The sequence below is a fragment of the Mycolicibacterium austroafricanum genome (assembly GCF_902705885.1).
Classification (GTDB): domain Bacteria; phylum Actinomycetota; class Actinomycetes; order Mycobacteriales; family Mycobacteriaceae; genus Mycobacterium; species Mycobacterium vanbaalenii_A.
Window position 1 is genome coordinate 12,889 of sequence record NZ_CACSIP010000001.1, and the last position, 13,388, is coordinate 26,276.

The 13,388-nt window shown below is 67.1% G+C and carries 13 protein-coding genes and 1 tRNA gene; 9 read left to right on the plus strand and 5 right to left on the minus strand.

Annotated features, from left to right (window positions below; genetic code table 11):
- The first annotated feature begins 8 nt into the window (after positions 1–8).
- From BEMPMBAN_RS00075 to BEMPMBAN_RS00090, 3 genes are all read left to right on the plus strand, one after another.
- A complete protein-coding gene (locus tag BEMPMBAN_RS00075) occupies positions 9–605 on the plus strand; it encodes a PE-PPE domain-containing protein (RefSeq protein ID WP_159228392.1) in 597 nt (198 codons plus the stop codon).
- Positions 606–771: 166 nt separating this feature from the next.
- Positions 772–2,121, plus strand: coding sequence for a peptidoglycan-binding protein (locus BEMPMBAN_RS32420; RefSeq protein ID WP_159228393.1), 1,350 nt, complete (start codon positions 772–774; stop codon positions 2,119–2,121).
- Positions 2,122–2,127: 6 nt separating this feature from the next.
- Complete coding sequence (locus tag BEMPMBAN_RS00090; protein ID WP_159228394.1) at positions 2,128–3,120, plus strand: hypothetical protein; 993 nt, start codon at positions 2,128–2,130, stop codon at positions 3,118–3,120.
- Here BEMPMBAN_RS00090 and BEMPMBAN_RS00095 read toward each other — a convergent pair.
- A complete protein-coding gene (locus BEMPMBAN_RS00095) occupies positions 3,117–3,257 on the minus strand; it encodes a hypothetical protein (RefSeq protein WP_159228395.1) in 141 nt (46 codons plus the stop codon). The genes BEMPMBAN_RS00090 and BEMPMBAN_RS00095 overlap by 4 nt on opposite strands.
- A gap of 232 nt (positions 3,258–3,489) precedes the next feature.
- Here BEMPMBAN_RS00095 and BEMPMBAN_RS00100 point away from each other — a divergent pair.
- Positions 3,490–3,562 (plus strand) — tRNA-Lys (locus tag BEMPMBAN_RS00100).
- A gap of 9 nt (positions 3,563–3,571) precedes the next feature.
- Here BEMPMBAN_RS00100 and BEMPMBAN_RS00105 read toward each other — a convergent pair.
- The 4 genes from BEMPMBAN_RS00105 to BEMPMBAN_RS00120 all read right to left on the minus strand — a co-directional run bounded on the left by BEMPMBAN_RS00105 (position 3,572) and on the right by BEMPMBAN_RS00120 (position 7,522).
- Complete coding sequence (locus BEMPMBAN_RS00105; protein WP_234897236.1) at positions 3,572–4,138, minus strand: tyrosine-type recombinase/integrase; 567 nt, start codon at positions 4,136–4,138, stop codon at positions 3,572–3,574.
- A gap of 500 nt (positions 4,139–4,638) precedes the next feature.
- The gene (locus BEMPMBAN_RS00110; RefSeq protein WP_234897237.1) at positions 4,639–5,328 is read right to left on the minus strand and encodes a VldE C-terminal domain-containing protein; all 690 of its coding nucleotides are present in this window, start codon (positions 5,326–5,328) and stop codon (positions 4,639–4,641) included.
- Positions 5,329–5,463: 135 nt separating this feature from the next.
- The gene (locus BEMPMBAN_RS00115) at positions 5,464–6,360 is read right to left on the minus strand and encodes a serine/threonine-protein kinase (RefSeq protein ID WP_159228398.1); all 897 of its coding nucleotides are present in this window, start codon (positions 6,358–6,360) and stop codon (positions 5,464–5,466) included.
- A 142-nt stretch (positions 6,361–6,502) separates the two neighbouring features.
- Positions 6,503–7,522, minus strand: a complete 1,020-nt coding sequence (locus BEMPMBAN_RS00120; protein ID WP_159228399.1) for an oxygenase MpaB family protein — start codon at positions 7,520–7,522, stop codon at positions 6,503–6,505.
- A gap of 78 nt (positions 7,523–7,600) precedes the next feature.
- On the opposite strand from BEMPMBAN_RS00120, the gene BEMPMBAN_RS00125 reads away from it, so the two are divergent.
- The 5 genes from BEMPMBAN_RS00125 (at position 7,601) to phoU (ending at position 13,383) form a co-directional block, all read left to right on the plus strand.
- Positions 7,601–8,182, plus strand: coding sequence for a TetR/AcrR family transcriptional regulator (locus BEMPMBAN_RS00125; protein ID WP_159228400.1), 582 nt, complete (start codon positions 7,601–7,603; stop codon positions 8,180–8,182).
- 106 nt (positions 8,183–8,288) lie between these two features.
- Complete coding sequence (locus BEMPMBAN_RS00130) at positions 8,289–9,299, plus strand: acyl-ACP desaturase (RefSeq protein ID WP_159228401.1); 1,011 nt, start codon at positions 8,289–8,291, stop codon at positions 9,297–9,299.
- 35 nt (positions 9,300–9,334) lie between these two features.
- Entirely contained in the window at positions 9,335–10,468 is a 1,134-nt protein-coding gene (gene dusB, locus BEMPMBAN_RS00135) for a tRNA dihydrouridine synthase DusB (protein ID WP_159228789.1), read from the plus strand.
- A 208-nt stretch (positions 10,469–10,676) separates the two neighbouring features.
- Positions 10,677–12,632: an LCP family protein gene (locus BEMPMBAN_RS00140; RefSeq protein WP_159228402.1), complete on the plus strand. Its 1,956-nt coding sequence runs from the start codon at positions 10,677–10,679 to the stop codon at positions 12,630–12,632.
- A gap of 82 nt (positions 12,633–12,714) precedes the next feature.
- A complete protein-coding gene (gene phoU / locus BEMPMBAN_RS00145) occupies positions 12,715–13,383 on the plus strand; it encodes a phosphate signaling complex protein PhoU (RefSeq protein WP_159228403.1) in 669 nt (222 codons plus the stop codon).
- The last annotated feature ends 5 nt before the right edge of the window (positions 13,384–13,388 follow it).

A 13,388-nucleotide genomic window follows, 5' to 3' on the forward strand; every position in this document is an offset into this window, starting at 1 on the left:
GATCGAGCATGAAGGTTCTGACGTTGGGCGGCATGAACCGCGGCCGGGTCGACCGTCTCGACACCGCGCTGCAGGGCTACGCCACCAAACGGGACCGGATCGTTGTGGACTACCCGCAGTCGGCCAGCGCCACGTCCATCCCCACGGGTGTGATGCGACTCAACGAGCACGTGCGCAAGCTGGTCGCCGCGGGTCGGCCGTTCGAGTTGCTCTGCAGCAGCCAGGGCGCAGAGGTGTGGAGCGAGTGGGCCGAGAAACACGCCGACCAGCCCGACGCGCCCAGCCCCGCGCTGCTGCAACGCATCATCCTCATCGGCAACCCGCGACGACGACTCGGCGGCCGCGGCGTCGGCTCCCTCAGCTGGGACTGGTCCCGCATCACCGCCACACCCGAAACGCAGTACCGCACCGACGACATCGCCCGCCACGGCGACCGCTGGGCCAACGCCGACCGCTACCCCGGCGGCAAACTCGACCTCAACTGGATACAACGCATCCTCGACGCACTCCGCGACCCCCACACCTACTACGACCACGTCAACCCCCAAGCCCCCGGGGTGCTGCGTGCCCGCTCCGGCAACACGGCCTACTGGGTCGCCGGGTAACCAGCCCGCAAACCCCGGGTGGCTGCACCCGCCGCTCCTACCGTCCCCCTATGACCCGCCTCTGCGGCTCCATCCTCATCGGCGCCCTCGCCGGCCTCGTCATCGCCGCCGCCAGCGGATACCTCCTCCTCATGTACGGCCCCGACCTGCCCGCCGGGTTCTGCTGATGACCCCACCGCGGTACTGGCCCCTCGGAGCAGGCCGCAAAGTCACCAGCCCGTTCGGGCCGCGCTCCGGCGGATTCCACTACGGCACTGACTTCGGCCGCGACGGCGGGTCGGCCAACATGCCGGTCTACGCGGTCGCCGACGGAACCGTGATCCACGCCGGGGCGGCGCAGGGTTACGGCGGCCCGGATCCTGCGGGCTGGCTGGTCGTCGATCACCCCGCCGACGCGGGCGGCGGCTGCTCCGAGTACGGGCACATCATCCGCGAAGTGGCGCGCGGGGACCGTGTCCGCGCTGGGCAGCGCATCGGCCGGATCAACCCCGACAGCCGCACCAACGGCGGCACCGCGCAGAACCCGATCGCGCCGCACCTGCATCTGTCGGTGATGCCGCACGCCTACAACCCCGCCACCAAGATCGACCCGATTCCGTGGCTCGGCGCAGCCCTCGAGCCTGGTGACCACCGGCCACCGACGACCCCGCCTGAGCAGCCGAAAACCCCGCCGATTCTTGCTGATCCGTTCACCGGTGCCGTGTGGTCACCGAACCGGCACCGCCGCAGCAAGGGCACCCCCCGTTGGATCGTCGTCCACACGCAAGAGGGCGGACGCACCGCGCGCGGCCTGGCCGGGTTCCTCGCCAACCCGGCCAGCAAAGTCAGCTACCACTCCGTCAACGACGAACACGAAGTGCTCAAAGTTGTCGCCGAAACCGACGCCCCCTGGGCTGCAGCCGGCGCGAACGAATACGCGTTCCATCACTGCTTCGCCGGTAGCTACGCGGGCTGGTCACGGAACAAGTGGCTCGAAACCGACGCCACAGACGGCAAGAACGAAGACGTGCAGCTGACTCGGGGCGCGCACGTCATCGCGTGGTGGTCTCACAAGTACCGCATCCCCGCCGAGTGGATCGGCGGCCGCAACGTCCCGCCGTGGGGACACGACGGGATCTGCGGGCACATCGACCTCGGACGGTGGGGCGGCGGCCACACCGACCCCGGGCCGAACTTCCCCGTCGACGAGCTGCTGCGCCGCGTCCGCCAGTTCCTCACCGGCGTGGCGCAACCCCCGATCCCGAAGCCGCCACCGATCGGTGTGCCGGGCACCAACCCCGACCACTACGCCGGTGTGCTGCTCTACCGCGGACGCCCCGGTAACAATCCCGACCAGGTGCGGGCGGTGCAGCGCCGACTCAAGGCCGCCTACCGCGCCTACGCCGGGCACCTCGCCGTCGACGGCGACTTCGGCACACAAACCGAGGCGGCGGTGCGCGAATTCCAGCGCCGCTCCGGACTCGTCGACGACGGCATCGTCGGCCCCATGACCGCAGCCGCACTGAAAGCATGGTGATCTGACATGGCCTACACCGCCCCGTACCAGCCCGGTGACCGGCACCCGAAAATCCCTGGCGCGAAACGGTTCCTGTCCCGTTACAGCTACGGCAAGGGGCTCGGCGAGTCCGACGAGTACACCGTCGAGTTCGGGATCGCGCTGCGCACCTGGGCGCCGCGGTTCAACGCCGAGATCGACAACGGCCGAGCCGGGCCGCGTGTGCCCGAGGACGGTTCGTTCAACTGGGCTGTGCAACGGCAGATGGGTCTCGACGACGCTGGCGCACCGGCCGCGCTCAAACCGTTGGTGCTGACCGGCATGGGCCACCTGGGCAACATGACGGCCGGACCCGACTACCTCGCCGCCCGCCCACTCGAGGTTCGCCAGCAGGTGCAGATCCAGATGGTCGGCGGTTTCAACAACAACTCGATCCCGTTCGACCTGGCCGGGCAGAAGCGCGAGATCCATCGGCTGCTGCACGAACCGCAGCTACGGCTGCTCGAACGGCCCTCGTGGGGGGTGTCGATGCACAGCCGCGCCGCGATGGCGTGGTGCCACTACTGGATGGAACGCGACCCGGGCGACCCGATCTGGCGCACCTTCCGCGGCGGCCTGCTTATCGGCAACCCCAACCGGCCAACCGGCACCGTCGCGCCCTGGATCCAGGACAAACCCGACCCCGACACCCAGGGCTTGTCGCCATACTGCCTACCCGAGCCGATCCCCGGTGTCGCCGAGGTCAGCCGCAAAAACGACCTCTACGCCGACAAGAAGATCGGCGTCAAAGCCAGCGAGCTCAAAGTCGCGATCATCAAGCTCGTCGCCTACGGCGAGCTGTTCGGCCGCGACTCCATCACCGAGGAACTCCTCGGCCTGGTCCTGCAATTCGGGCAGGTGGTGTGGGCGCTGTTCGCCGCGATCACCTCCGGCATCCAGTTCCTGATCAACATGGACCCGCACCATATTTTCGATCTCGGACCTGCGGAGCGGCACTTGGCCGCCGTGCTCGGCGTCTAGCCGGTCAGCCAGGTCCAGGGCCACCCGTCGCCGGGCAGCGCCGCGACCACCGCGATCACGACCGCAAGCGTCCACGCGACGATCGCCCACCACACCAACGCGGGCGACTCGCTGAACGCGACCAGCGCGCGCCTCACGACAATCCCCTCATGCTCGGGAGCGTACCGCCGAATCACGGCCTGCACCCGCCGAATCAGGCAGCGGCCCGACTGCACTGTTCGGGCCGCTCGCAGTCAGGCAGGCTGACCGCGACCAGAATGCGCGTCAGATACAGCAAGAGCTCGTCGTCGTAGTCGGGGTCGGGATTGTCCATCACTCGCCACTCCCCCGCCCTGCGCAACTGTGCGACCAATCGGTATCGTGACCAGCGCCCCTATAGCTCAGTTGGTAGAGCAGCAGACTTTTAATCTGCGGGTCGTCCGTTCGAGCCGGACTGGGGGCACCGAGCACTTCAAGCCGCCCGGAATGGGTCCAGACGGTTGATCGCGTCATGGCGCCGTTGATCGGGCACCCGGGTGTAGATCTGGGTGTTCGCCACCGAGGAGTGCCGCAGCAGCTCCTGCACGGTGCGCAGGTCGGCGCCGTCGTCGAGCAGCGTCGTTCCCGTCCAGTGCCGCAGGCTGTGTGGGGTTCCGCGCGCGCCGGCTCGGCGCATCGCCTGACCGATGATGTCTGAGACGCTCTTGGCGTGCACGTGGTTGCCGGGTCGGCGGGAGTTCGCGGGGAACCACCACCCGCGTCGGGGCATCGTCAGCGCGACGTCGACCACCAGGGGGTGTAGTGGTATCCAGGCGCGTTTCCCGCCCTTGCCGATGACGAACAGCCGTGGTGTGGTCACATCGACGTCCTCGCCGCGCACCTTGGAGATCTCGGCGACGCGCATCCCGGCGAGCGCGGCCAGCAGAATCATCACGCGTGTCCGATGGTGCATGGGTGTGCAGAGCAGCCGGATCAGATCGTCGTCGGACACCGGTCGTGGTACCCGTTCGGGGTAGCGCGGGGAGGCAATTTTGATCATCGGGTTTTCGCTGCGGTAGTCCATGATGCTTAGCCAGTGAAACCAGGCGCGGAGATATGAGTGATATGTGGCAGCCGTTGCTGCTGACCACTCGGAATGTTTCGACATCCACTTGATGACGTCGATCGAGCTGGCCGCGAACGCCCCTGTAGGGTTCTCGACATCGAACTGTGCGATGACCCGAACCCGTTCTGTCACTGTCGATTCAGAGAGCCTCGCGGCATGTTGCCACAGCATCCACTCTTGTAGCAGTGGGTTAGTCACATTACCCCCTTGGGCCACTCCATCATCGGGAGCGATCGTTAACTTATCCCCGTCCCTACACGAGGGAAGCACAACCACCCGAGTGTTTGCCAGCCCTGCCGCTATTCCGTCATAATTCACGCCGCGGTTCCGGAACTTGATCCCGGATTTCCGATAGGCCAGCAGATTATTTCGGCCTCGTAATCCGCAGGTCGCAGGTTCGAGCCCTGCTGGGGGCACCAGCACCACGCTGCTCGTCAGCGGAAGTAGAGCTCGTCGCCGTCGGGGTATCCGCCACCGGTCGTGGTGATGTGGACGTGGTCGTAGTGGCCGTAGCCGCCGGGCCGCGCGCCGCCCGGCGTGTAGTACACGCCCCGCCAGATCGCGTCCTGGATGCCGAACCGCCCGGCGTTCTTGAACACGTAGGCGACGATCTCGTTGCCGAGCGCGATGCCTGCCGCGGAGTTCGGGTTGGGGATCATCACGTCGATCGCCAACCCGTTGGGATGCCACGGCAACGAATCGTCGCGATGCCCGCCGATGTGGGTGATCTCGGGGAACACGGCGCTGATGCTGCGAGCGGTCAGGATCGTCCTGACCTGCAGGCCACGCTCTGGCGCGATCCCGGCGGGCAGGGTGGGGCTGACGACCCGCCATCTCGACGCCGCGGTCACCACCGAATCCGGCGGGGCGGGCGCGCTCGCCTGGACGATCGTCCTGGCTGCCTCCGGCCCGGTGACGGGCGAGGCGACGATCTCGACGCAGCACGGCGCCGCAGGCTCCTCGACGATCTCCGGAGCCGGGGCGGCGACGGGGGTGGTCGCGGCAGGCCCGGGGAGCTGACTCGCGTCGCCCTTGACGATGAAGAACAACGCCGCCGGGGCGAGCACGGAGGCCACGAAGACAGACGGGTTGCGCCGTTCGTTGGCTACGGAGTGCCGGCCCACGTCCTGCAACATACGTGGAATCGGCGGAAAGTACAGCATGGGGCGAGAAAAATGAATACGGCGCGCCGATCGTTACCTGACCGGTACCGGTCGGTGAGCGGCCGTATATCTGCAGGTCAGATCGGCTGTGCAGCGTTACACAGCGACCAGCAACCCGGCGATCACGAGTACGGTGAAAATTGTCGCCGCAGCCAGCCATCCGCCGCTGCGTCGGGGTTGCTGCGCCGGTGGATCCAGGCAGGCGCCCATCTCCTCGGCGGTGCCGAAGCGCCAGCGTGGATCACGGGCCATCGACCGCTCGACGGTCAGCTCCAGAGCCGGGTCGATGTCGGGACGCAAGGCCTGCAGCGGCGTCGTGCGCCCCGCTGAGATCGCGTCCGCCAAAGCGCACAGATTCGTCTGCGGGAAGGCCCGGCGGGCGGTCAGCGCCTCGTAGGCGACGACCCCGAGCGCGTACAGGTCGTCGCTCGGCACCGCCGACCGTCCGGCGATCCGGTCGGCGGGCAGGTAGGCCATCGTCCCGAAGATCCGGTTGGTCAGCGTCTGCGGCGTATCGGCGCTCTTGGCGACACCGAAGTCGGCGATCTTCACCCCTCCCGAGGGAGAGAACAGGATGTTGGCCGGCTTGATGTCGCGATGCAGCACTCCGCGGGCATGAGCGGCACCCAGGGCCGACAGCACGTCACGGATGATCGCGCGCACCTGCTCTGCGGGCAACGGGCCGCCGCGGGCCAGCACATCGGCCAGGCTCTGCCCGGGTAACCGTTCCAACACGATGTACTGCCTGCCGTGGTGGACACCGGAGTCGTGCACGGCCACCACGTGCGGGTGGCTGAGGCGGGCCGCCGCGCGCGCCTCGGTCGCGAACCGGCGCTTGGTGTCCGGCTGGGCACTCGCCGACGGGTAGAGCAGCTTGACGGCGACCGGACGACTCAGCCTGATGTCCCAGCCGTCGCGGACCTCGGCCATACCACCGCGGCCGATGACTCCCCGCAGTTCGTAGCGTCCGCCAAGAACCTCCGGCGCCTGCATGAGTTCTAGCTAACCGATCCGACGCAGGCGCAAACCTTTCGGGCTCCCCCAGGCGCTTTGAGACTGCAGTCAGGACGGAGAAGTGCGAGTAACACCCGCCGTCAGCGCAGCCTCAACGACGGCCGTGGCGCAGCCTGACGAGTCAGACCTTGGGGCTGTAGTAGTGCGGGTTGTCCCGGTATTCCACCGGCGGCAGATTGCGCGCCGGGGTCTCCACCAGTGGCGCGTCGACCGGCACCCGACCGTGCGCGCGGTCCCAGGCCGAGCGCTTCCGCGGATGCATCAACATCCTCCTGGGCAGCAGCCTGGTGCCCAGGTACACCGCCCGACCGAACAGCCGGTGCAGCCGCTCCTGGCGGGGCGACCAGCTGTAGCCCATCAGCTCCCGCACCGCCGGATCGAACAGCCCGACGGTGGTGAAGTTGAAGAACCGCTGCATCGCAGCCACGTTCAGCCGCCACAGCCAGTTCGGCATCCACTCCAGCGACGGATGCTTGGGCATCGCCGACAGGTCCAGCACGGCCCGCGCGGCCCAGTTGTTCTCCAGGACGTCGTGGCACATGTGATCCCAGTACTGCTGGAAGTCCTCCCAGGTCTCCGGGACCGGCCGCATGCTCATCCCGTACATCCGATACCAGGTGACGTGCTCGTCGAAGAGCTGACGCCTCTGCGCGTCGGTCAGGCCGCCGCCCAGCCACTCCGCGGCCAGCAGCGTCGACTTGAAGAACGTCGCGTGTGCCCAGTAGAAGACCTCGGGGTTCAGCGCGCTGTACCGGCGGCCCTGATCGTCGACCCCCTTGATCCCGATGTGATAGTCACGCACCTCGGCTCCGGTCCGCGGCGCGCGTTCCCCGTCGAACACCACGCCGCCGATCGGGTAGACCGACCGGAACAGCCGCGGCATCCGCTCAAGGAAGAAGATCGAGTGCTGCTGCACCGCAGCGCCCAGTTGCGGGTGCATGTTCTGCATCGACCCCGCCCACGGGCCCTGCAGCATCCCGGTCCACTGACCGAAGTACTTCCATGTCAGCGAGTCCGGCCCGAGCGGAACCGGCGGCGAGTCATAACCCCCCGGCGCAACCGGGCAGCCCACTGCCACCGACTCGGGTGCCGGGTCAGATCGGCTGGTCACCGGGCACGTCTCGGACGTATCTTGAGTCACTGGTGACCTTCCCCTGAACGTGTCACGTCGCCACGAGCATTTTGACTACAAACGTTGTCAACAGAGTCTAGGAGTGATGTGGCGTCCGGTCAACGACGCGGCCGATGGTCGGGCGTTCCGCTGCAGGACCGCCAGATACTTCGCCGCGGCGCACTGATCACCGCGGGCATCGGCCTACTGGGCAGCCCGGGCGGACCGCGACTGACCGTGCGCGCCGCATGTCGCGCCGCCGGACTGACCGAGCGCTACTTCTACGAGAGCTTCACCGACCGCGACGACTACGTGGGTGCGGTGTACGACGACGTGTGCAACACCGCGATGGCCACGCTGCTGAAGGCCGACAGCCCCCGCGACGCCGTCGAGCAGTTCGTCGCGCTGATGGTCGACGACCCGGCCCGCGGCCGGGTGCTGCTGCTCGCGCCGGAAGTGGAACCGGTGCTGGCGCGTTCGGGCGCCGAGTGGATGCCCAATTTCATCGATCTGCTGCAGCAGAAGCTGACCCGCATCACCGACCCCACCGTCCAGGCGATGGTTGCCACCGGCCTGATCGGGGCACTCAGTGCACTGTTCACGGCTTACCTCGACGGCAGGTTGGCCACGACCAGAGAACAGTTCATCGACCACTGTGTTGAGCTACTGCTCAGCAGGGCTGCGACCTGATCAGCCCGCCGACCTGGGTGTGAGCCTTGGCGTGGTGGCTTGAATGTCACCCGTTTACACAGATATATTGAGTGCAACCATCAGGTACAGATAACTGGGAGGTGTCGTGTCGAAAGACCTGACCGACCTGCAGCTGTTGACCGAACTCGAGCCAGTCGTCGAGCAGAATGTCAACCGCCATATGCGGATGCGCAAGGACTGGAACCCCCACGACTACATCCCGTGGTCTGATGGCAAGAACTACTACGCGCTCGGCGGCCAGGACTGGGACCCCGAGCAGACCCAGCTCTCCGAGGTCGCCCGCGTCGCGATGCTGGTGAACCTGCTCACCGAGGACAACCTGCCGTCCTACCACCGCGAGATCGCGATGAACTTCAGCATGGACGGCCCGTGGGGCTTCTGGGTGAACCGCTGGACCGCCGAGGAGAACCGGCACGGCATCGCGCTGCGCGACTATCTGGTCGTCACCCGTGCCGTCGACCCCGTCGAACTCGAGCAGCTGCGCATCGAGCAGATGACCCGCGGGTTCAGCCCCGGCCAGAACGATCAGATCGAGGCCGACCTGTTCGCCGACAGCCTGTTCGACTCGGTGATCTACGTGACGTTCCAGGAGCTCGCCACCCGCGTCTCGCACCGCAACACCGGTAGAGCGTGCGAGGAACCCATCGCCGACCAGTTGTTGCAGCGGGTCTCGGCCGACGAGAACCTGCACATGATCTTCTACCGTGACGTGTCCGAGGCGGGCTTCGAGATCGCCCCCAACCAGGCGATGAAGTCGCTGCACAAGGTGCTGCGCAACTTCAAGATGCCCGGGTACACCATTCCCGACTTCCGGCGCCGGGCGGTCACCATCGCCTCCGGCGGTGTCTACGACCCGCGCATCCACCTCGATGACATCGTGATGCCGGTCCTCAAGAAGTGGCGCATCTTCGAACGCGAGGACTTCAACGGCGAGAGCGCCCGGATGCGCGACGACCTCGGCGTCCTCGTCGAGGAGCTGCAGGAGTCGGTCGACAAGTTCGAGATCGCCAAGCAGCGTCGCGAGGAGCGGCTGGCTCAGATGGCCGAGAAGAAGGCCGCGAAAGCCCAGCTGGTCGGAACCTCCGCAGGCAGTTGACCGCCAGCATCGACCAACGGACGGCCCGATCTGCGTTGCAGATCGGGCCGATCGCGCTGCGCAGTCCCGTGGTGCTCGCCCCCATGGCCGGCGTGACGAATGTCGCATTCCGGACGTTGTGCCGTGAACTCGAACTGGCCCGCGCCGGCACCGTGAGCGGGCTGTACGTCTGCGAGATGGTGACCGCCCGTGCCCTGGTCGAACGGCACCCGGTCACGATGCACATGACCACGTTCGCGCCCGACGAATCGCCGCGGTCACTGCAGCTCTACACCGTCGACCCGGAGCACACTTATTCGGCGGCCAAGATGATCGCCGACGAGGGACTGGCCGACCACATCGACATGAACTTCGGCTGCCCGGTGCCGAAGGTCACCCGCCGCGGCGGCGGTGCCGCGTTGCCGTTCAAGCGGCGGCTGTTCGGTCAGATCGTCCGGGCCGCCGTCAAAGCGACCGAGGGGACCGAGATTCCGGTCACCGTGAAGTTCCGGATCGGCATCGACGACGACCATCACACCCACCTCGACGCCGGGGCGATCGCGGCACAGGAAGGGGCGGCGGCGGTTGCTCTGCACGCCCGCACCGCCGCGCAGCGCTATTCCGGCACGGCCGACTGGACGCAGATCGCCGCGCTGAAGGCCCATGTCACCGACATTCCGGTCCTGGGCAACGGTGATATCTTCGACGCCCGAGACGCGCTGGCCATGATGGCCGCGACGGGTTGCGACGGTGTCGTGATCGGCCGTGGCTGCCTGGGGCGGCCGTGGTTGTTCGCCGAGCTGTCCGCGGCATTCACCGGAACGGCCCCGGCGACCCCGCCGACGCTGGGCGAGGTCGCCCAGATCATCCGTCGGCACGGCGAGCTTCTCGTTGCACATTTCGGAGAGGACAAGGGAATGCGGGACATCCGCAAGCATGTGGCGTGGTACCTGCACGGGTTCCCCGCAGGAGCCGACCTTCGCCGGTCATTGGCACTGGTCAAGACGATTTCAGAGCTCGACGACCTGTTGGAGCAGTTGGATCCGGAGGTTCCGTTCCCGCCCGCCGCCGGCGGTCCGCGGGGCCGCCAGGGTTCCCCGGCGTCAGTGACGCTGCCCGAGGGCTGGCTCGACGACCCAGACGACTGCATGGTGCCCGCCGCCGCGGATGTGATGAACTCGGGCGGCTGAGCTGGCCGGATCGAGACGGTACTGACACCTTAGTCCGACTAGCTGTCTCTCAGGTTGTCTCAGTACGATGGGTGTCCGATTACTCTGCTCCGGTGGCGGAGGCGGGGTAAGTGCTCTAAACAGATAGCAGGCAGTCCTCACCCGGGTACTGATGCGCAACGACGCACGCACCGTGGGGGCCGTAGGGAGCTGGAAGGCCGGTACGAACATGAGTGACGGCGGTAACGCCACTCCTGGCCGTCCCCTCCCCGGCGACGACGGGACTGACACAACCGACGGTGACTGGCTTACCCGATCACGGCGGCCATCGCCAGACGGCGCGCCGTGGGAACGGACAACCGACCGTCGTTCCGCCGAAGGCCCCCCTCCCGAACCCGTCACCGTCGCCGACCTGATCGCCAAGATCAACGGTGGCGCCCCTGCCTCGGAGCCCAAACGGCACCGCGCCGAACCGGTGCCCGACGCCGAACCGTATCCCGAGCTGGACGACCTGGACACCACCGTCCTGCCCGTCACGGCGCTGCCCACATCGGAACTCCCGGACCTGACCGGACCGCGGGTTCCGGTCCGCCGCGATCCGCCGAAACCCGACCACCACCGCGCCGTGCTCGTGGGGCGGGTCGCGGCGGCGCTGGTCGCGGTGCTCGCACTGGTGTTGACCGGCGGCGCCTGGCAATGGCAGTCGTCGAAGAACAACTCGCTCAACCGGGTCTCGGCACTGGACCCGGACTCCCGCGACATCGTCGACCCCAATGCGCAGTTCGGCGACGAGAACTTCCTCATCGTCGGTGTCGACAGCCGGTTCGGTGAAAACCTCGAGATGGGCGCCGGAACCACCGAGGACGCGGCCGGCTCCCGGTCGGACACGATCATGCTGGTCAACATCCCCGCCAACCGGGAACGTGTTGTGGCCGTGTCGTTCCCGCGGGACCTCGAGATCGACCCGATGGAGTGCGAGCCGTGGGATCCCCAGACCCGCGAGTACGGCCCGATCACCGACGAAGAATCGCCGATGTACGGCATGGAGACCGCCTACACCGAGTACAAGCTGAACTCGGCGTTCGCCGTCGGTGGGCCCAAGTGTCTGGTCAAGGTGATCCAGAAGATGTCGGGCCTGCACGTGAACCGTTTCATGGCAGTCGATTTCGCCGGATTCTCCAAGATGGTCGACGCCCTCGGCGGGGTCGAGGTGTGCACCACCGCACCGTTGGAGGACTACGAACTCGGCACGGTACTGCCCGTCGCCGGCCGCCAGATGGTCGACGGCCACACCGCACTGAACTACGTTCGCGCGCGCCAGGTGACCACCGAGAACAACGGCGACTACGGCCGGATCAAGCGACAGCAGCTGTTCCTGTCGTCGCTGCTGCGTTCGTTGATCTCCAAGGAGACGTTCTTCTCGCTGTCGAAGCTCAACAACGTCGTCAACATGTTCATCGGCGACAGCTACGTCGACAACCTGGACACCAAAGACCTCGTCGATCTCGGCCAGTCCGTGCAGGGCGTCTCCGCGGGCCGCATCACGTTCGTCACCGTGCCCACCGTCGGCTATGCCGACGAGTGGGGCAACGAGGTGCCCCGCACCGATGACATGCGCGCCCTGTTCAGCGCGATCATCAACGATGATCCGCTGCCCGAGGAGCGCAACGCCGACAACACACCGGTGCCCGGCACGCCGGAGTCGCTGATCAACTCGGCCTCCGGTGAAGCTGTCCCGCACACCGATGACCCCTCCGGACAGGGCGAGCTCGTGACCGCCGTGGCCACCAACCCCGAGGCGGTCACCGTGCAGGTGTCGAACTCGACGGCCGAGAGCGGGCTCGCGGCCACTGCCGCCGACGCGCTGCAGGTGCACGGCTTCAACGTCACCACCCCCGACGACTATCCCGGTCCGCTATCGCAGACCACGGTGTTCTTTTCCTCGGGTAACGAAGAAGCCGCCGCGACCGTCGCCTCGTCGTTCGCCAACCCCACAATCGAACGCGTGACCGGTATGGCCGACGTGGTGCAGGTGGTCCTTGGCAGTGACTTCCAGTCGGTCGACGCCCCCGCACCCAGCGGATCGTCGGTGCAGGTTCACGTCATCCGGGGTTCCGCTGACGCAGCCTCGGAGCTCCCGGAGGACCTGTCGGTCACCAATGCTGCCGACACCACCTGCGAATGATGCCGTTTGGGCAGGTGGCATTCACCTTTCGTTCACCGACCAGTTCGTGACGTTCGAGGCGGTCAGCCCGTAGGCTTGCTCCATGCGAACCGCGTACCACGAGCAATTGGATGCCTTGACCAGCCAGCTTGGCGAGATGTGCGGGCTGGCGGGGGCGGCCATGGAGCGCGCCACTCAGGCCCTACTGCAGGCCGACCTCGCGCTGGCCGAGCAGGTCATCACCGACCACGATCAGATCGCCGCGATCAGCATCCGCGCCGAGGAGAGCGCGTTTGTCCTTCTCGCTCTGCAGGCCCCGGTGGCCGGTGACCTGCGCGCCATCGTCAGCTCGATCCAGATCGTCGCCGATGTCGACCGGATGGGCGCGCTCGCACTGCACGTCGCCAAGATCGCCCGCCGGCGCCACCCCCAGCACGCGCTGCCCGAAGAGGTCAACGGATACTTCGCCGAAATGGGCAGGGTGGCAGTGGAACTCGGCCGCAGCGCGCAAGAGGTGTTGATCACCCGCGATCCGGAAAAGGCCGCCCGGATCCGCGAAGAAGACGATGCGATGGACGATCTGCACCGGCACCTGTTCACCGTGTTGATGGACCGCGAATGGAAGCACGGGGTCGCCGCCGCCGTCGATGTGACGTTGCTCGGCCGCTTCTACGAGCGCTTCGCCGATCACGCCGTCGAGGTGGCTCGCCGCGTGATCTTCCAGGTCACCGGCAGCACGCCCGAGGACACCGAGCTACCTGCGTCGCGCTGACCACC

Coding starts and splice junctions, on each gene's coding strand:
- BEMPMBAN_RS00075 (WP_159228392.1), top strand. CDS start 9: ATGAAGGTTCTGACGTTGGGCGGCATGAACCGCGGCCGGGTCGACCGT.
- BEMPMBAN_RS32420 (WP_159228393.1), top strand. CDS start 772: ATGACCCCACCGCGGTACTGGCCCCTCGGAGCAGGCCGCAAAGTCACC.
- BEMPMBAN_RS00090 (WP_159228394.1), top strand. CDS start 2,128: ATGGCCTACACCGCCCCGTACCAGCCCGGTGACCGGCACCCGAAAATC.
- BEMPMBAN_RS00105 (WP_234897236.1), bottom strand. CDS start 4,138: ATGATCAAAATTGCCTCCCCGCGCTACCCCGAACGGGTACCACGACCG.
- BEMPMBAN_RS00115 (WP_159228398.1), bottom strand. CDS start 6,360: ATGCAGGCGCCGGAGGTTCTTGGCGGACGCTACGAACTGCGGGGAGTC.
- BEMPMBAN_RS00140 (WP_159228402.1), top strand. CDS start 10,677: ATGAGTGACGGCGGTAACGCCACTCCTGGCCGTCCCCTCCCCGGCGAC.
- phoU (WP_159228403.1), top strand. CDS start 12,715: ATGCGAACCGCGTACCACGAGCAATTGGATGCCTTGACCAGCCAGCTT.